The sequence below is a fragment of the Octadecabacter algicola genome, assembly GCF_021532625.1.
GTDB lineage: Bacteria > Pseudomonadota > Alphaproteobacteria > Rhodobacterales > Rhodobacteraceae > Octadecabacter > Octadecabacter algicola.
The window spans coordinates 393491-411087 of record NZ_JAKGAR010000003.1 but is presented as its reverse complement, the minus strand read 5'-3'; the positions used below and the strand labels follow the sequence as shown (position 1 = coordinate 411087).

General features: G+C 53.5%; 16 protein-coding genes. 10 read left to right on the top strand and 6 right to left on the bottom strand.

The window, feature by feature from the left end; translation table 11 throughout:
• Positions 1 to 58: 58 nt before the first annotated feature.
• Together L0666_RS13190 and L0666_RS13185 are read left to right on the top strand one after the other, a co-directional pair.
• Entirely contained in the window at positions 59 to 1516 is a 1458-nt protein-coding gene (locus L0666_RS13190) for a flagellar hook-length control protein FliK (RefSeq protein WP_235261857.1), read from the top strand.
• A 15-nt stretch (positions 1517 to 1531) separates the two neighbouring features.
• A complete protein-coding gene (locus L0666_RS13185; RefSeq protein ID WP_235261856.1) occupies positions 1532 to 2185 on the top strand; it encodes a flagellar hook capping FlgD N-terminal domain-containing protein in 654 nt (217 codons plus the stop codon).
• On the opposite strand, the gene ubiB is transcribed toward L0666_RS13185, so the two are convergent.
• Entirely contained in the window at positions 2186 to 3718 is a 1533-nt protein-coding gene (gene ubiB / locus L0666_RS13180) for a 2-polyprenylphenol 6-hydroxylase (RefSeq protein WP_235261855.1), read from the bottom strand. It abuts the gene before it with no gap.
• A 1-nt stretch (position 3719) separates the two neighbouring features.
• Positions 3720 to 4466 (bottom strand): bifunctional demethylmenaquinone methyltransferase/2-methoxy-6-polyprenyl-1,4-benzoquinol methylase UbiE, encoded by a 747-nt coding sequence (gene ubiE / locus L0666_RS13175; protein WP_235261854.1) that lies wholly within the window; start codon positions 4464 to 4466, stop codon positions 3720 to 3722.
• 98 nt (positions 4467 to 4564) lie between these two features.
• On the opposite strand from ubiE, the gene mutM reads away from it, so the two are divergent.
• Together mutM and L0666_RS13165 are read left to right on the top strand one after the other, a co-directional pair.
• On the top strand, positions 4565 to 5416 hold the full coding sequence (gene mutM, locus L0666_RS13170; protein ID WP_235261853.1) for a bifunctional DNA-formamidopyrimidine glycosylase/DNA-(apurinic or apyrimidinic site) lyase: 852 nt from the start codon (positions 4565 to 4567) through the stop codon (positions 5414 to 5416).
• Between the two features lie 63 nt (positions 5417 to 5479).
• Complete coding sequence (locus L0666_RS13165) at positions 5480 to 6256, top strand: enoyl-CoA hydratase (RefSeq protein WP_235261852.1); 777 nt, start codon at positions 5480 to 5482, stop codon at positions 6254 to 6256.
• A gap of 1 nt (position 6257) precedes the next feature.
• On the opposite strand, the gene L0666_RS13160 is transcribed toward L0666_RS13165, so the two are convergent.
• Positions 6258 to 7571 (bottom strand): serine hydroxymethyltransferase, encoded by a 1314-nt coding sequence (locus L0666_RS13160; protein WP_235261851.1) that lies wholly within the window; start codon positions 7569 to 7571, stop codon positions 6258 to 6260.
• Positions 7572 to 7773: 202 nt separating this feature from the next.
• Between L0666_RS13160 and rpsT the strand changes: the two genes are divergently transcribed.
• The 6 genes from rpsT to L0666_RS13130 all read left to right on the top strand — a co-directional run bounded on the left by rpsT (position 7774) and on the right by L0666_RS13130 (position 14957).
• The gene (gene rpsT, locus L0666_RS13155) at positions 7774 to 8037 is read left to right on the top strand and encodes a 30S ribosomal protein S20 (protein ID WP_235261850.1); all 264 of its coding nucleotides are present in this window, start codon (positions 7774 to 7776) and stop codon (positions 8035 to 8037) included.
• A 531-nt stretch (positions 8038 to 8568) separates the two neighbouring features.
• Positions 8569 to 9909, top strand: a complete 1341-nt coding sequence (gene dnaA, locus L0666_RS13150; protein ID WP_235261849.1) for a chromosomal replication initiator protein DnaA — start codon at positions 8569 to 8571, stop codon at positions 9907 to 9909.
• An 80-nt stretch (positions 9910 to 9989) separates the two neighbouring features.
• A complete protein-coding gene (gene dnaN / locus L0666_RS13145) occupies positions 9990 to 11108 on the top strand; it encodes a DNA polymerase III subunit beta (protein ID WP_235261848.1) in 1119 nt (372 codons plus the stop codon).
• 54 nt (positions 11109 to 11162) lie between these two features.
• The gene (gene recF / locus L0666_RS13140; protein WP_235261847.1) at positions 11163 to 12272 is read left to right on the top strand and encodes a DNA replication/repair protein RecF; all 1110 of its coding nucleotides are present in this window, start codon (positions 11163 to 11165) and stop codon (positions 12270 to 12272) included.
• An 88-nt stretch (positions 12273 to 12360) separates the two neighbouring features.
• Entirely contained in the window at positions 12361 to 14778 is a 2418-nt protein-coding gene (gyrB, locus tag L0666_RS13135) for a DNA topoisomerase (ATP-hydrolyzing) subunit B (protein ID WP_235261846.1), read from the top strand.
• Positions 14779 to 14780: 2 nt separating this feature from the next.
• The gene (locus L0666_RS13130) at positions 14781 to 14957 is read left to right on the top strand and encodes a hypothetical protein (RefSeq protein WP_235261845.1); all 177 of its coding nucleotides are present in this window, start codon (positions 14781 to 14783) and stop codon (positions 14955 to 14957) included.
• Here L0666_RS13130 and L0666_RS13125 read toward each other — a convergent pair.
• The 3 genes from L0666_RS13125 to trhO form a co-directional block, all read right to left on the bottom strand.
• Positions 14954 to 16204, bottom strand: a complete 1251-nt coding sequence (locus L0666_RS13125; protein ID WP_235261844.1) for an aminotransferase class V-fold PLP-dependent enzyme — start codon at positions 16202 to 16204, stop codon at positions 14954 to 14956. The genes L0666_RS13130 and L0666_RS13125 overlap by 4 nt on opposite strands.
• A gap of 62 nt (positions 16205 to 16266) precedes the next feature.
• Positions 16267 to 16581 carry a YciI family protein gene (locus tag L0666_RS13120; protein WP_235261843.1) on the bottom strand — a complete coding sequence of 105 codons (315 nt, stop codon included), beginning with the start codon at positions 16579 to 16581 and terminating at the stop codon, positions 16267 to 16269.
• Between the two features lie 62 nt (positions 16582 to 16643).
• Complete coding sequence (trhO, locus tag L0666_RS13115; protein ID WP_235261842.1) at positions 16644 to 17555, bottom strand: oxygen-dependent tRNA uridine(34) hydroxylase TrhO; 912 nt, start codon at positions 17553 to 17555, stop codon at positions 16644 to 16646.
• Positions 17556 to 17597 lie beyond the last annotated feature (42 nt).

The following is a 17597-nucleotide window of genomic DNA, read 5'->3' as shown; positions in this document are numbered from 1 at the left end:
ATTGAGTAAGTATCTCTGCGTTAGACCTCGTCTCAATATACAACGTTCGGAGAAGCCGATGTTTCAAAATGAGAGCCAAAGTCTAGCTAGGCCGTCGGCATTGGCAGGTACAAATCCGCAACATGACATCGGGCTGCAGAGCCGTGATGAAGGCGACGCGCAGATGGCCTTTGCTGAGGTATTAAGAGAACAAGACCTCGCCTTGCGTAGGGATGAGGCGAAGCACTCGCCCCCCCCACCACTTTCAATTCCAGATGAATCAGACCTTGCGACCGAAAACGATGAGTCTTCTGAGCAAATTCCTGCTAACGCGCGCATCTCTGGAAAGTCACCGAATACTGACACGACGGAAACGGAGTCAGACTCTGACCCGGTTGAGTTCGCTTTGTTTGAGCCACTTAGGGCTCATCAGTCGACAATCGTGAAGACGCCCGAGTCAGCTGAAAGCTTGTCTCAAGTCGAGCTCGTTAAAAGGGCCGACCTCGTGGACTCGTCTCAGCCAAGCCATCGGGAGCGACCCGATCAAAACATGGCGACTTCGGATAGTCCGGATCTTAACTCTAAGGAACTGAGGGCATCAATGAATCAGCCTGCAGTGAAGCCTGAAACATTGAACTCACAAACACTGTTCACAGAAGAAATGGCGAACACTAAGACGCCCCTTATGAACGGCCAAATAGAGGAATCACATTTCCTAGGTGAGATCGAAGGACGTCATTCCTCGCCACTCGCGACTTCAGCCAAACTAATGGGGCCAGTCCAAGCGATTTCATCAGCAGGATCAACGAGTTCGGGTTCTTTGAAAGAGGCGCAAGTTAATAGGAAACTCTATTCATTCGCTGCTATTCCAGAAAACCGCGGTGCTAAAATTAACCCCGATAAAGAAATGGAAACGCAAGCGGATGGGGCAATGAGGGGTATGGCAACGAAAAGGGCCATTACGAGTATCGCACCATCTTTTTCTCCCATGTCTCAAGATCCAAACCCACCAGTGCAGTTTATTGACAGAGCGATATCGACCCAAGATGGTTTATCAGAAGTTGCCTTTGCCGAAAGCGGGTTTGCGATCGTAAATACCACAGCTCCTGAGATGCAGACGTCGAACTCTATGGTGACTAGTCGGGTTCACACGCCGCAGATAGCGGCGCAAATTGCGACAGTTGCTGCACAGACGGGTACGGGAACAACAGAGATTGTCCTCAATCCCGAGGAGCTTGGCCGTATCAAGATGACGCTAACGAATACGGACGCAGGGCTTTCCGTTTCAATTCTAGCAGAGCGCCCTGAAACCGTGGACCTGATCCGAAAGAACATCAACGACCTGATCCGCGAATTCCAGGATCTCGGCTACGAGTCATTGGAATTTACATTCGACAATCAATCGGATGAGCCGAACCAGCATGATCAGGATGCGCAGTTACACCTATCCAACATTACTGATCAGCCATTGGATGATCACGCCACATTAACTCACATTCAATCCGCCATATCGCGCGGACTCGACCTCAAACTCTAAATAGGATCTCAAATCATGGAAATCAGTTCAGTCGCAACATCGGCTTCTTTTGTGCCGACAGCTGAAACGTCGGAAGCAGTAATATCTTCTGACTTCGAAACATTTCTAAAAATGCTGACCGTGCAAATGGAAAACCAAGATCCGCTTAATCCGACCGATTCTACGGAGTACGCCCAACAACTGGCGACATTCTCTGGTGTGGAACAGGCGGTGCTGACCAATGAACTTTTGTCTTCGTTAATGGTGCAGATGAATACGTCTGGTATGGCGCAGATGGCTGACTGGGTCGGCAACGAGGCCCGAGTCGCTGCGCCTGCTTATTTTGACGGAACCCCAATAACGATTGCGCCCAATCCGGCTGCAGTTTCCGATACTGTTGAACTGGTTGTTTACGATGAAGCTGGTGAGGAAGTTCAGCGGACGGCACTCCCACTCTCGGCGGAGCCTGTCGAATGGGCTGGAACATCATCGGATGGCACGCCTTTCCCGGACGGCACTTACACCTTCAACGTTGAGAGTTTTTCCAATGGCGAAGTTATCTTGAACGAAACGGCGGATGTCTACGCTCGGGTGAACGAAGTGCGCAGTGAGAATGGCGAGTCTGTATTGATTCTCGAAGGCAATGTCGCAGTTCTAGCGTCCGATGTCAGTGCATTGCGGAAGGGCTGATCAGTTTACCAAAGTGATCAGAACTGCCACCGCTGAGGCCATTCCGGCCCCGACCACAACCCACGCAGCAGCTGCATAGGGCCGCTGCCGAGGAGGGGCAGGGGGTTCTTCTCCTAGGCGAATTAAGGCTGCTTCTGCCAGTGCTGGAAGACGTGGACCAAACCGAGCCAAAACCCGCGCGGTCTTGGTCAGGTCGTCGATCATTGCCCGTGGGCCAATGCTGTCTTTGATGTAGTTTTCCACAACAGGTTTCGCTGCGTCCCAGATGTTCATTTGTGGATCAAAGGTTCTTGCGACACCTTCGACGACAACCATGGTGCGCTGAAGAAGGATGAGTTCGGTTCTGGTTTCCATGCCAAACCGTTCCGTGACTTCGAACAGATAAGACAACAGGCGAGCCATAGAAATCTGTTCGGCGTTCATCCCGAAAATGGGTTCACCAACGGCGCGTAATGCCCGCGCGAATTCATTCACATCGCGATCGGCGGGGACATAACCCGCCTCAAAATGCACCTCGGCTACGCGATTGTAATCGCGCCGGATAAAACCAAACAATATCTCGGCATAGACACGGCGAGTGTACTCGTCCAAGTGGCCCATGATCCCGAAATCGTAAGCAATGATGTCACCGTTGGCCGCGATCTTGAGGTTGCCGTGATGCATGTCCGCATGAAAGAACCCATCCCTTAAGGCGTGGTTCAGGAACAACTGGAGCACACGTTGGGAAAGTTCCGTCAGGTCATGGCCAGCAGCAGCAATATCGTCCACGTCGGCCGCGTTGATTCCCTCGGCCCAATCCAGCGTCATCACACGACGCGCTGACAACCCCCACCGGATACGCGGCAATGCAAATCCCGCATCGTTTTCTGTGTTTGCCGCAAACTCAGATGCAGACGCGCTCTCCAGACGAAGATCCAGCTCGCTTACTACGACGCCTTCAAAATGTTCAATCACATCGAGAGGGCGCAACCTGCGAGACCACGGCGAAAACGTATCGATTACGGAAGCGATAAGGTAGAACGCGTCAATATCGCGTTGGAATGCTTTTTCAATCCCGGGCCGCAGCACCTTTACTGCGACAGCTTCCCCGCTCTCGCGAATTCGCGCTTTGTGGACTTGCGCGATCGAGGCAGCGGCAACAGCTTCCGAGAATTCGTCGAACACTTCATCCACACGGATACCGAGTTCCTTTTCGACTTCGGCTTTAGCAACCTCAACTGGAAAAGGGGGTAATTTGTCTTGCAAGACGCGAAGTTGGGCCGCGAGATCCGTGCCGACAACATCCGGTCGGGTCGAAAGGATTTGCCCAAATTTGATATAGGCCGGTCCAAGTGCTTGCAAAGCCCGCGTGACAGGCGGCAATTCAGTGTCGCCTTTTAGTCCCACCCACTGAAACGGCCAGACGAGGGTTCGAATGGCAACACGCGTGATCTTTGGCGCATCAGCGGCATCCATAATCACCTTCATCGCACCGGTTCGTTCTAGCGTTGCGCCAGTGCGGATCAATCGCAAAATATTGTGTGGGCCGCGCATATTAGAGCTTCCAGCCAGAATGTAGGCAGGCGATCCCAAGGCTAAGGTTGCGATACTTCGCGTTGTCAAAACCAGCGGTTTTTACCATCTCGAGGAAAGTGTCCTGATCTGGGAACTTACGGATAGATTCCACAAGGTATTGATAGCTATCTCGATCGCCTGTGATGATCTGGCCCATCACCGGTATGGCGTTGAACGAATACACATCATACATCTTTTGCAGCATGTCATTGGGGATTTGGTTGAATTCCAAGACCATCAAGCGGCCACCCGGTTTCAAGACTCGGTAAGCTTCGTTCAAGGCTTCTTGCGGACGAGTGACGTTTCGGATGCCAAAACTTATCGTATAGACATCAAATGTATTGTCCTCGAACGGGAGCGCCATGGCATCGCCCACGATCCAATCTAATGAGTCTTCTTGTTGCGCGGCTTCCGCACGTTTGCGCCCTTCAATCAGCATTGGTTCGGTAAGATCCAAAACCGTTGCATGTGCATCGCCAGCCCGTTTTAGAAACCGGAACGAAATGTCGCCAGTTCCCCCAGCAACATCCAGCAATTTTTGCCCAGTGCGCGGCGCCAACCAATCCATCATCGCATCTTTCCAAACGCGGTGAATGCCAAGGCTCATCGCGTCATTCATGACGTCATACTTGCTGGCCACACTCGAAAACACACCCTGAACAAGGCCCGCCTTGTCTCCCTCTGGTACTGTTTCAAAACCGAAATGGGTTGTCTGATCGTCCGTCATTGCAGGCCACCTTGCGTTGCGTATCTCGCAGATATAGCGTCCATCCCTCAGATACAAATGGCCAAATTATCGCGGCCAATTCATTGCTGGATGTGCAGATGCCCGAATTACCCGAAGTCGAAACCGTCCGCCGAGGGCTCGCCCCTTCAATGGAGGGGCATGTAATCACCCGTGCGGACGTTAACCGCCCCGATCTGCGCTGGCCTTTTCCCGAAAATATGGCGGCGCGCCTTTCGGGGGCCAAAGTCACGGGGTTGCGCCGTCGTTCTAAATACATCCTAGCGGACATGGATACAGGCGAAACACTGATTATTCATCTTGGCATGTCGGGCCGTATGACGGTTTCTGGTGACCCTTTGGGGCAATTTCATCATGATCATCCGGCACCGGCCAAACATGATCACGTGGTGTTTCACATGGCCAATGGAGCACGGGTGACGTTTAACGACGCGAGGCGTTTTGGGGCCATGGACTTAGCGGATACGGCCCAGCTCGATGATCATTGGTTGATTAAGCCTATCGGTCCGGAACCACTCGGGAATGACTTCAGCGACTCTTACCTGACCTCGGCTCTTTCAACGCGCAACACCCCCATAAAAACGGCGCTTCTTGACCAGCACGTTGTTGCAGGGCTGGGCAATATTTATGTTTGCGAAGTCCTGTTTAGGGCAGGGATCAACCCCAAACGCAAAGCCCGCGATCTATCTGGAAAGCGAATCGCGGCCCTCGTTCCGATTATTCGTGACGTGCTGAGCGAAGCGATAAACGCAGGAGGATCATCACTGAAGGATTACCGCCAAGCAGATGGCGAACTCGGCTATTTCCAGCATGGTTTTCAGGCCTATGACCGAGAGGGGAATGAGTGCCAAACTGATGAATGTAACGGCACAATTGCGCGCATCACTCAATCAGGGCGTTCGACATTCTACTGCCCGAAGTGCCAAAGATAGCTTGAATGCATCGCTGGCTTTGGTAATCCTGAACATTCATCACAGTAGCCGGAGCGCTCTCAAATGGCCTATGAAACTATCATTGTCGACATTAACGACGGCGTCTCACTCATCACGCTCAACCGTCCAGATGCGTTGAATGCGTTGAACTCTCAGCTTTTAGGCGAACTGGCTGATGCTCTGGAGGCTGCTGATAAATCGGACAAAGTACGCTGTATTGTCATCACTGGGTCCGACAAAGCGTTTGCCGCCGGTGCTGATATCAAAGAAATGGCTGAAAAATCATTTGTAGACATGTATGTCGAAAACTTCTTTGGCGACGAAGCCGACCGATTCTTGAAAGTGCGTAAACCGATTATCGCTGCCGTTGCAGGATATGCGCTGGGCGGTGGATGTGAACTGGCGATGATGTGCGATTTCATTATCGCCGCAGAAACCGCGAAATTCGGTCAACCCGAAATCAACCTTGGCGTTATTGCGGGCATCGGCGGAACCCAACGACTGACACGTTTTGTCGGGAAATCGAAATCGATGGACATGCATTTGACAGGCCGGTTCATGACTGCCGAAGAAGCCGAGTCATCTGGTCTCGTAAGCCGTGTTGTCCCCGCCAAGAAGCTTAAAGAAGAAGCTATGGCTGCTGCCGGAAAAATCGCTGAAAAATCGCTCCTTGCGACCATGGCGGTCAAAGACACGGTGAACCGCGCTTATGAGACGACGCTTGCTGAAGGCGTCAACTATGAACGTCGGATGTTCCAAGCATTGTTCGCCACAGAAGACCAATCCGAAGGTATGGCGTCTTATGTCGAAAAACGCGAGCCGCAGTTCCGAGACAAATAATCTAGTTGATATAGTGCAGCTCATCGAAGGTCTGACGCCATTCACGGACCTTGCCAGCCATCGCTGACGGATCACCGCTGCACAGCGCTTCCGCGATCAAGTCGGCCATACGATCAACGTGCTGCATATCCACGCCCCATCGCACCAGCTCCGGAGTGCCAATCCGCAGCCCGTTCATATCTCCGTCCACAGGATCACTCGGCAACCCGATACCACAGGCCAGAAAGCCAGCCTTGTATAGTTTCTTGGACGCGGCTTGTCCGCCCCCATAAGGTTCGGCATGCACTGCGAATTGATGGCTCGAAGTAGCGCCTTGCGCCGTTTCAAACACAGGAATACCTCGGGCCTTCAATCCAGCCGCCAGCCCTTGGGCAACCTCGATCATTTTTGCCGCATAGGCTCGACCATGGTCGCGCCAATCTAGCATCGTGACAACCATCGCTGCCGATTTTGCAGCATCAAAATTGGCGGTCATTCCAGGGAAAGCAATCGCATCAAAATGCTCTGCCATCTCTGCATCATTGGTAACGATCAGTCCGCTGGCTGGCCCTCCAAGGCTTTTGTAAGTGGACATCGTCATGAAATGCGCACCCTCGGCCAGCGGATCCCGCCACGCCTTTCCGGCAATAATCCCGCATTGGTGGGCGGCATCAAACATAACTTTTGCCCCTACGGCATCCGCCACCTCGCGAATCTCTGCGACAGGATGTTCAAACAGGTTCAAACTTGACCCGACAGTAATCAGCTTTGGCCGTTCCCGTTCCGCGAGTGACATCAAACCCTCGGCGTCGATAGTATAGCCGTCCGCCAGTACTGGGGCTTCAACAGTCCGCAGGCCATACAGACCCGCACACCCTGCCAGATGATGTGTGACGTGCCCGCCAATCGAAGCGGGCGGAGCGATGATTGTGTCCCCTGCTTTGCAAGTCGCCATGAAGCCGTAAAGGTTTGCGATCGCACCAGATGGCACACGGATCTCGGCAAAATCGGCGTCAAAGACCTCAGCACACAACGCGGCTGCAAGAACCTCGATTTCTTCGATTGCCTCCAGCCCCATTTCATACTTGTCGCCCGGGTAGCCAAGCGAAGGCCGCGACCCAATGCCAGACGCTAGCATCGTTTCGGCGCGCGGGTTCATGACGTTGGTCGCCGGATTTAAGTTGAAACAGTGTCGTTCATGAATGTCGCGGTTCTCGATAACCGAAGCATCCAATCGGGCCATAATGTCGTTCGATGACCAACTCGCATATTGTGCAATATCTTGCACTCTGGCTTCACTTGCCATCGGCACCCAATTCCGCGTCTTCAATGTCATGGTTTGCTCCTGATGTTTCTGTCACCCTGACCTGTGGAATCACGCAATGCAAAAGGATGTTTGCAAAATTTGATCGCGCCACCTATACGCAGCGCTGAAATGCGCGTGATGCCCGCCTAGGCTCGAATCAATCTTGGTGAGAACCATTGGGTTGCGTGCGTTAAAGATATTGAACAAACGAACCCGAAAGAGACTGATTAAAATGGCAAATACTCCACAAGCAAAGAAGCGCGCACGTCAGAACGAAGCCCGTTTTCAAGTAAACAAAGCACGTCGCTCCCGTATCCGCACTTTCTTGCGCCGCGCTGAAGAAGCAATCGAATCCGGCGATAAAGAAGCAGCAACAGCAGCTGTACGCGCTCTTCAGCCAGAATTGATGCGTGGCGTTACCAAAGGCGTTTTCCACAAGAACACAGCGGCACGTAAGATGTCCCGTCTCGTGTCTCGCGTAAAATCAATCGGCTAAATCTAGAATCGCTACCGATTCTCAGATTTACCTTAGGTAAGGCGATCCAAGCGGGTCGCCTTTTCTTTTTGGCAGTTACATTTTTGCCCCCCTCACAACTTACTTTCTGTTGTGATTCAACGGCTGGCCAGATTCGTTTTGCGGCTACGCCTGTCAAGACCATCAACACTGTTGAAAACACGATCTCTCGGAGGCTAGTTTCATCGAGCGATTCATTTCGTTCCTGGGGGAGCGTGGGACAATCGAACATATTCTGAGGCTAAGTTTGCGTGTGGCAAACGGGCTTTCCTGAACCTGTTCGGCAGGCTAGCGAATGCATATAGGTGGGGACCTAGCAATCGTAAGCGTGACCCATGTTTTCTACGAAGACTGCTGTTTTAGACGGCCAGTTCTACGTTTACTCAAGGTCCTATGCGGCCTGCACCAGTTTGGTGCGGTGTCTGCTTGTTTGGCCAAGGAACGAATTAGTCCAAGAACAAGTGGTGGCAGCCGCTAAACAATAAGTGTTGGTACGGGACAAATGGGGAATTTATGACGGACGCGAATTGGGATCAGGTTAAGGCGGACATGCGAGCAGCTGTCGGCGCAGGGAACTACAAAAGTTGGATAGAACCCCTGTCCCTCCTGACTACTGACCAGGGCGTTGCCCACGTTGGTGCCCCAAATCTGTTCGTTGGTGATTACGTTGGTAAGACGTACGGCGATCAAATCATTTACCACCTAAACCGCCAGGGCCTTTCTGTTCAGCGTTTGGCATTTGAGGTCGCCGGTGCGACGAAGCCAGCTTTGAACAACGCACCCAAAAGCGCGCCCTCAAAACCGGCCAACACTCAGGCCGACGCGAGTCCCGATCAACGTTTTACGTTCAACAACTTCGTCATCGGCAAGCCAAACGAATTGGCTCACGCTGCGGCCAAACGAGTAGCCGAAGGTGGTCCGACAACTTTCAACCCGTTGTTCTTATATGGGGGCGTTGGTTTGGGTAAGACACACCTGATGCACGCGATCGCACATGAGCTTGGCGAGCGTCGCCCAGATCTCAACGTTCTCTACATCTCAGCGGACCAGTTCATCTATCGATTCATCTCTGCTCTGCGGGATCGCAAGATGATGGATTTCAAACAGCACTTCCGTTCAGTCGACATTTTGATGGTGGATGACATTCAGTTCCTTGAGGGTAAGGAATCAACACAAGAAGAATTCTTCCACACGTTCAACGCACTTGTAGATCAAAATAAGCAGCTCATCATTTCTGCGGACCGCGCACCTGGTGAGATCCGTGACTTGAGTGAGCGGATTAAGTCACGTCTACAATGTGGTTTGGTTGTTGATTTGCACCCGACTGATTACGAATTGCGTCTTGGTATCCTGCACGCGAAACAGGAAAACTACGTTAACGTCTATCCTGGGGTGGAAATCGCCACGGGCGTTCTTGAATTCCTTGCACACCGTATTTCGTCAAACGTGCGTGTTCTGGAAGGTGCCTTAAATCGCCTTTATGCGCTCGCATCCCTCGTAGGTCGCACTGTTACGGTTGAAATGGCTCAAGATTGCCTGTCCGACATTCTGCGCGCGTCTGATCGCAAGCTCACTATCGAAGAAATCCAACGGAAAGTGTCCGAACACTACGACATTCGTTTGTCTGACATGCTTGGCCCTAAACGCACACGTAGCCTCGCGCGTCCTCGTCAAGTTGCGATGTGGCTGTGCAAACAACTTACGACGCGATCTTTACCGGAAATTGGCCGTAAGTTTGGGAAACGTGATCATACCACGATCATGCACGGGGTCCGTAAAATCGACGAACTGCGCCAATCTGACAGTCAAATCGCCGATGATCTGGAAATGCTACGCCGCGCCCTCGAAGACTAGGCATAAAGCCCTTGTAGATGGGCTGAAATCCGCTAGTTTTGGCGTCCGACCATTGCGGCACCACTATCGGAGACAGGGCCATGAAACTCAGCATCGAACGCGCAACACTGCTCAAAGCCGTGGCGCAAGCCCAATCGGTAGTGGAACGGCGTAACACGATTCCGATTCTTGCCAACGTCTTGATCGAGGCCGAAGGAAACGAAGCCACGTTCCGTGCGACGGACCTCGACATAGAAGTCGTGGACAAAGCACCGGCGCAGATCGAACGGGCAGGGGCTACTACGGTTTCCGCCGTGACCCTGAACGAAATTGTACGCAAGCTGCCTGACGGTGCATTGGTCACCCTGACAGAAGACAGCGCGTCCGGTCGCCTGACAATCGAAGCCGGCCGTTCGAACTTTAGCCTCGCGACACTGCCCAAAGAAGATTTCCCTGTTATGGCGACGTCTGATTATGCGGCGAATTTCTCCTGCCCAGCGCCGACGCTTCGCCGCCTTTTTGACAAATCCAAATTTGCGATCAGCACCGAAGAAACCCGTTACTACCTTAACGGTGTTTACATGCACGTTTCCGATGCCGATGGCGGCAAAGTTCTGCGGTGCGTGGCAACGGATGGCCATCGTCTCGCCCGTATCGACGCAGAGCTTCCTGAAGGTGCAGAGGGCATGGCGGGTGTGATTGTCCCACGTAAAACCGTGGGCGAATTGCGCAAGCTGCTTGATGATGACGAAATGAAAATTGCCGTCTCAGTATCCGAAACCAAAATCCGGTTTGCGACACCTGACATCACGCTGACGTCCAAAGTGATTGACGGTACATTTCCCGACTATACGCGCGTTATCCCGCAGGGGAACACGCGCAAAATGGAAGTGGATGCTGCCGAGTTCGCCAAGGCCGTTGATCGTGTGGCGACTGTATCGTCCGAACGTTCCCGTGCGGTCAAACTGCAGCTCGACGAAGACCGTCTTATCCTCTCGGTCAATGCACCTGATAGCGGCGCTGCCGAAGAAGAGCTCGCGGTCGCATACGGTGATGAACGTCTAGAAATCGGCTTCAACGCGAAGTACTTGCTCGAAATTGCAAGCCAAGTGGACCGTGAAAACGCGGTCTTCATGTTCAACTCATCCGGCGATCCGACACTGATGCGCGAAGGTAACGACACCAGCGCCGTCTACGTCGTCATGCCGATGCGCGTGTGACCTCGCACGTAGGTTGAGTATTTTAAGCACAATGAAACAGGGGGGCCGCAGATAATGTCGGCCCTTTTCCTGTCTTCACTGACGCTCTCCCATTTCAGGTCCCACAAGCGCGCCACGCTCGAACTTGATGGCCGGCCGGTCGCGATCTATGGCCCCAACGGAGCGGGCAAGACGAATATCCTTGAGGCCGTGTCGATCTTGTCTCCGGGACGTGGTTTGCGCCGTGCGAGTTCACAGGACATGACCCGTCGTCCCGAAGCGCTGGGCTGGAAGATCACTGCGGACCTTACCTCTATCAATCAGCATCACGAGATCGAAACATGGTCCGAAGGTGGTGCATCTCGACAAACCAAAATTGACGGCAAAGCGGCCGCGCAGGTGGCATTGGGCCGCATTGGACGGGTGCTCTGGCTAATCCCCGCAATGGACCGGCTTTGGATTGAGGGCGCAGAGGGGCGGCGGCGTTTTCTGGACCGTGCAACGCTCTCGTTTGAACCGTCCCACGCCGAAACCGTCCTGACTTATGAAAAGGCGATGCGAGAACGCAACCGGCTGCTGAAGGATATGGTGCGGGACGCCCACTGGTATGCTGCCCTAGAACGCCAAATGGCGGACGCTGGCGCGAAAATTCATCGCAACCGCATGGATGCCCTTCTGCTTCTGGCAAACGCGCAGGCCGCGGCTGAAACAGCCTTCCCGTCTGCGCTCCTTGATCTGACACATGCGGACCCCGCCTGTGATGCTCCTGATGACCCAGCCGCGCTGCTTGCTGCGCTTGAGGGCAGCCGCCAACGCGACATGGCCGCGGGCCGGACCTTGATTGGCCCGCACCGTGCGGATCTTAGCGCTGTCTACGCGGCAAAAGACGTGCCAGCGAAAGACTGTTCAACGGGTGAGCAAAAGGCACTGCTCATCTCTCTCATTCTAGCAAACGTGCGCGCCTTAGCTGATGATTTTGGTGCACCTCCAATTTTACTGCTGGACGAAGTCGCAGCTCATCTGGATGCCAGCCGACGTGATGCACTTTATTCAGAGATCACTGCACTCCGTGCTCAGGCCTTTATGACTGGGACTGGGCCAGAGTTGTTCCAAGAACTCGGCGAGGCGGCACAGAACGTCAACGTCACGGATGAAAGCGGTGTTTCGCAAGTCAGCCAAACTTGACGAAACTACCTATAAAATATGCCTGTTAAGCGTGACAATCTGCGCCAAAACTCCTATAAAATTACAGGAATAACAAAAAGGGTCCTCAATGACCGACGAGCAGCAAAAGCCGGAAGAGTACGGCGCGGATTCTATTAAAGTTCTCAAGGGCTTGGAGGCTGTTCGCAAGCGGCCTGGTATGTATATCGGTGATACTGATGACGGGTCCGGCCTGCATCATATGGTATATGAAGTCGTCGATAACGGAATTGACGAAGCTTTGGCTGGTCATGCGGACTATGTGAACGTCAAAATCCATTCGGATTCATCGATTTCTGTGCGCGATAACGGGCGCGGAATTCCTGTAGGTGTCCACGAAGAAGAAGGCGTTTCTGCCGCCGAAGTCATCATGACCCAACTGCACGCCGGCGGTAAGTTTGACAGCAACTCCTATAAGGTTTCGGGCGGTTTGCACGGGGTGGGTGTATCAGTTGTGAACGCGCTGTCTGTTTGGCTCGAACTCAAAGTGTGGCGTGATGGTAAAGTTCACAAAGCACGCTTTGCGCACGGCGATACAACAGACCACCTCGAAGTGATTGGTGATGCAAACGGCGAAACCGGCACCGAAGTCCGTTTCCTTGCGTCGACTGAGACGTTCTCTAACCTCGAGTATTCATTCGAGACCTTGGAAAAGCGTCTCCGCGAACTCGCGTTCTTGAACTCTGGCGTTCGTATCATCTTAGAAGATGAACGTCCTGCCGAACCTTTGCGCAGTGAGTTGTACTATGAAGGCGGTGTTAAGGAATTCGTCAAATACATCGACCGATCCAAAACCGCCGTTATGGAAGAACCGATCTACGTTAAAGGCGAGAAAGATGACATCGGCATCGAAGTCGCTATGTGGTGGAACGACACATACAACGAGATGGTCCTGCCATTCACCAACAACATCCCTCAGCGGGACGGCGGCACGCACATGGCGGGTTTCCGTGGTGCGCTAACTCGTACGATCAACGCCTACGCGACGTCCAGCGGGATCGCGAAAAAGGAAAAGGTGAGCTTTACCGGCGATGACGCCCGCGAAGGTTTGACCTGTGTCTTGTCCGTGAAAGTGCCGGACCCGAAGTTCTCCAGCCAAACCAAAGACAAATTGGTTTCTTCTGAAGTCCGCCCAGCGGTTGAATCCCTAGTGGGGGAAAAGCTGTCTGAATGGTTCGAGGAAAACCCTAATGTTGCCAAGCAGATTGTTGGCAAGATTGTTGAGGCTGCGTTGGCGCGTGAAGCTGCGCGCAAAGCTCGCGAACTAACCCGTCGCAAGACGGCAATGGACGTGAATTTCCTCGCAGGCAAACTCAAGGACTGCTCCGAAAAAGACCCGTCCAAAACCGAAGTCTTCTTGGTGGAGGGTGACTCCGCTGGTGGGTCTGCCCAAACTGGACGTGATCGTCAGACGCAAGCGATCCTGCCACTGAAAGGTAAGATTCTGAACGTTGAACGGGCTCGGTTTGACCGGATGCTTGGGAGCCAAGAGATTGGTAACCTCGTAATGGCGCTGGGCACTGGCATTGGCCGCGATGAATTCAACATCGACAAGCTGCGCTACCATAAGATCGTCATCATGACCGATGCGGACGTCGACGGTGCACACATTCGTACTCTTCTTCTCACGTTCTTCTTCCGTCAAATGCCCGAGTTGATCGAACGTGGCTATCTCTATATCGCGCAGCCGCCCCTCTACAAAGTGAGCCGTGGTAAGTCCGAAGTTTACCTCAAAGACCAAGCCGCGATGGATGACTACCTCACTGAGCAAGGGTGCGAAGGTGCGATCCTACGTCAAGGCAACGGTGAAGAGCTGACTGGTGCAGACTTGCGCCGCGTCGTCGACGAAGCGGGCCGCCTGAAACGTGTGCTTGATGCATTCCCGACGCACTACCCCCGTCACATCCTCGAACAAGCCGCCATTGCTGGCGCGTTCGTTTCAGGCGCGGTGGATAGCGATCTGCAAGGTGTGGCCGACAAGGTTGCAGCGCGTCTCGATTTGATCGCGAATGAATGGGAACGTGGCTGGCAGGGTCGCATCACGCAGGACAAGGGTATCCGACTTGCCCGTATTTTGCGCGGTGTCGAAGAAGTCCGCACTTTGGACGGCAAGATGTTACGATCTGGCGAAGCTCGTAAATCAGGCTCGTTCACCCAGCACCTGCAAGAGGTCTACAACACACCAGCGACGTTGATCCGTAAGGACCGTGTTCAGAACATCTATGGGCCGCTCGATCTTCTTAAGGCGATCCTCGAAGAAGGCGAACGCGGGCTTTCCCTACAGCGCTACAAAGGCTTGGGTGAGATGAACCCAGATCAGCTTTGGGAAACAACGCTCGACCCTGACGCACGCACGTTGCTTCAAGTGAAAGTCGAAGACGTCGCAGAGGCCGATGATCTGTTCACAAAGCTGATGGGTGATGTCGTGGAACCACGCCGCGAGTTCATTCAGGAAAACGCGCTGAACGTCGAACATCTGGATTTCTAAGAATGCTCTATTGGGCCGTAAGTATCAGCGCTGCAATTTGCTCAACGCTGATACTGCGGGCCTTTGGTCCGTCACCGACGGCTTTGATGACATTCGCCATCGCAGCGATACTGTTCTTTGGTATTCGCTATGTGATGTTCATGGCGCTTGTGGTGATCCACAACCTTATTAGCCGCTAGTCCTCGTCCAAGACCTGCGCAATCACACCCAAGAACCGCGCGACTTCGGCTTCGCTGTTGTAGTGGCACATCGACACCCTTACGGCAGCGGATTGCCCCAAGGGGTTCAGGATATTGCCGCTGTAATGGTCCGCTTTACGGACATGGGTTCGAATGCCTTCGGCATTCAACGCAGCAACGATCTCCGCTGCGGGAACTGTCTCGGCCCAAAAACACACCAGCCCCTCGCGGGCGGGGTTGTCCACACCACCAACAATTGTGACATCCTTCATCTCGGCCAGTCCCTTTAGGTTGCCGGTACCGTGCAACATCGCATCCGTCAGCGCCTTTTCTTGGATCTTAATGGCAGCACCTGCATCTTCAATTCTGCCGCGACGGGTTTCGGACGAGCCCACCTGCCCACCAAGCCAATCGAAGTAATCCACGACATCGTGGAACGTCGCATAAGCGCCCGTATCGCGTGTCCCGAATTCCCAATTGGCCTCCGGCCCGTTTATCAGGTTTTCTGGCCCCAAAGCCGTCAGGCGGTCACTCACCCAAGCCACCCCATAGCCGTGACGAGAGAACACTTTGTAGGGGGACACAACGTACCCATCAACGCCGGCAGCCTCGAGGTCCACCAAGCCATGTGACGCATGCTGAATGCCATCAACGATGATAAAACACTCCGGCGCAACTGCGCGGATCGCAGCACAGATTGCATTCAAATCCATCGCCATCCCCGTCACCGGCGACGTATGCAAAATTGTGGCGACTTTCGTGTCAGCTGTGATGACTTTCGCGTAGGCCTCGGCCGTGACAAGTCCCAAAGTGTCATCATGGGGCACGCGACAATAATCCCGCCCTAACTTATCCGCCCAATACGACATGGCCGAGCAAGATGCTGGATGCTCGACCGTCGATCCAATCAAAACGCCGCCATCCGTGCCCGCAATTGAGGTCCTAATTAGACGGAAAAGCAATTCAGTACCGCTTTCACCGACAATGACTTGCCCGTCCGTGACGTTGAACCAATCGCTAGCGGCGGCCTTAGCTTCCTTGATGATATCGACCAATGCCAAGGACGCGACGTTTGCGCGTCCTTGGTTGTCGGGAATGGCTGCGAACCGCGCCGAAGTCTCAACCACAGAGTTAAGTGTTAACGCGCCACCCGCATTCTCGAAAAACACCCTCGGCCCATTGAAAGGGCAGGCATCAACATGGGCAAATTTACCGCGGATTTCTGAAAGTAGGTCGGCATTGATCATGGTAAGTCTCCTTACGAAGACTTCATCTCAAACAAGCTCCCAATGCCAGCACAAACGTGCGCCTACAGGTCAATCATTTCCGCTACTTCCACTGACCCGCTGCCATCAACCACCATCGGATTACTTTTTGCATGAGCGCATGCCTCCGCGTAGTCAGCTGCCTGAATAACCGTGTAACCGGAAACCGGGTTCGAGCCACCATTCTCAACATGACCATCTGCACTAACGGTATGGGACTGCCCAACAGGTGCACCACCGTCAACAGTCGCAGCCCCCATGGATTCATACCATGCGCCCCACGCGGCCATGGCTTTCGCTCCCTCTTCGGGCGTTTCCGGCATTCCACCGCCGTGATACACGAATAAAAACTTAGGCATTTCAGATCCTCCCAATCATGAGAGTCCTAGTGAACACCTGAACAGTTGAGTCGCACAAGCCTTTAACCTGCAGCAGGTCCAACATGCGACTCGCCACGCGCGGCGGATAGCGCGATCTGTTTCTGGCGCTCTCTAAACCGATTCTTGTCGGACTCACTCGTTTCGCCGGCGCACTGGTGACACGACACGCCTAGCTCAAATTCCGGTCGTTTCTGGTCATCCGGCAGCAAGGGCCGCCGACAGGCATAGCACAAAAGATGCGGCCCTTCTTTTAACCCGTGACCAACGCTCACCCGCGCATCAAAGACGAAACACTCACCATCCCAAGTGCTTTCCTCCTGAGGCACTTCTTCCAGATACTTCAGGATGCCACCCTTCAGGTGATACACATCCTCAACCCCCTGACCGATCAGATAGTTGGTCGACTTTTCGCAGCGGATGCCGCCTGTGCAAAACATTGCAATGCGCTTGTTGTGAAAGCGGTCTTTGTTTGCTTCCCACCATGCAGGAAATTCACCGAAAGATTTCGTTTCAGGGTCTATCGCACCATCAAACGTCCCAATCGCCACTTCATAGTCATTGCGCGTATCAATTACAGCTACGTCTGGGGAGGTAATCAGCGCGTTCCAGTCTTCGGGCGCCACATAATTCCCGACGCTCGCTGTTGGGTCTACATCTGGTTGACCCATTGTCACGATCTCGCGTTTGATACGCACCTTCATCCGATTGAACGGCGGCACGCTCGCAGTGCTTTCCTTCCATTCGAAATCCGCGCAACCTGGCAGCGCGCGGATATGTGTTAGAACCGCATCAATTCCCGCTCGCGGACCAGCAATCGTGCCGTTGATCCCTTCGCGGGCTAACAGCAGTGTTCCCATGACATCACCAGACGCGCAAACGGCCGCCAGCGGCCCCTTCAAAGCAGCGGGATCATCAAATGAGGTGAAATGGTAGAGTGCAGCAACTGTATACATAGCTATCCAATTAAAGTCGTCATTCTGAGAGCGCAAGCGCCT

Excerpts from the sequence above, each read along its gene's own strand:
- L0666_RS13125 (WP_235261844.1), bottom strand. The coding sequence starts at position 16,204 with ATGATCAATGCCGACCTACTTTCAGAAATCCGCGGTAAATTTGCCCAT.
- gyrB (WP_235261846.1), top strand. The coding sequence starts at position 12,361 with ATGACCGACGAGCAGCAAAAGCCGGAAGAGTACGGCGCGGATTCTATT.
- L0666_RS13160 (WP_235261851.1), bottom strand. The coding sequence starts at position 7,571 with ATGACATTGAAGACGCGGAATTGGGTGCCGATGGCAAGTGAAGCCAGA.
- L0666_RS13130 (WP_235261845.1), top strand. The coding sequence starts at position 14,781 with ATGCTCTATTGGGCCGTAAGTATCAGCGCTGCAATTTGCTCAACGCTG.
- mutM (WP_235261853.1), top strand. The coding sequence starts at position 4,565 with ATGCCCGAATTACCCGAAGTCGAAACCGTCCGCCGAGGGCTCGCCCCT.
- L0666_RS13165 (WP_235261852.1), top strand. The coding sequence starts at position 5,480 with ATGGCCTATGAAACTATCATTGTCGACATTAACGACGGCGTCTCACTC.
- recF (WP_235261847.1), top strand. The coding sequence starts at position 11,163 with ATGTCGGCCCTTTTCCTGTCTTCACTGACGCTCTCCCATTTCAGGTCC.
- rpsT (WP_235261850.1), top strand. The coding sequence starts at position 7,774 with ATGGCAAATACTCCACAAGCAAAGAAGCGCGCACGTCAGAACGAAGCC.
- ubiE (WP_235261854.1), bottom strand. The coding sequence starts at position 4,466 with ATGACGGACGATCAGACAACCCATTTCGGTTTTGAAACAGTACCAGAG.
- L0666_RS13120 (WP_235261843.1), bottom strand. The coding sequence starts at position 16,581 with ATGCCTAAGTTTTTATTCGTGTATCACGGCGGTGGAATGCCGGAAACG.
- dnaN (WP_235261848.1), top strand. The coding sequence starts at position 9,990 with ATGAAACTCAGCATCGAACGCGCAACACTGCTCAAAGCCGTGGCGCAA.
- trhO (WP_235261842.1), bottom strand. The coding sequence starts at position 17,555 with ATGTATACAGTTGCTGCACTCTACCATTTCACCTCATTTGATGATCCC.
- dnaA (WP_235261849.1), top strand. The coding sequence starts at position 8,569 with ATGACGGACGCGAATTGGGATCAGGTTAAGGCGGACATGCGAGCAGCT.
- L0666_RS13185 (WP_235261856.1), top strand. The coding sequence starts at position 1,532 with ATGGAAATCAGTTCAGTCGCAACATCGGCTTCTTTTGTGCCGACAGCT.
- L0666_RS13190 (WP_235261857.1), top strand. The coding sequence starts at position 59 with ATGTTTCAAAATGAGAGCCAAAGTCTAGCTAGGCCGTCGGCATTGGCA.
- ubiB (WP_235261855.1), bottom strand. The coding sequence starts at position 3,718 with ATGCGCGGCCCACACAATATTTTGCGATTGATCCGCACTGGCGCAACG.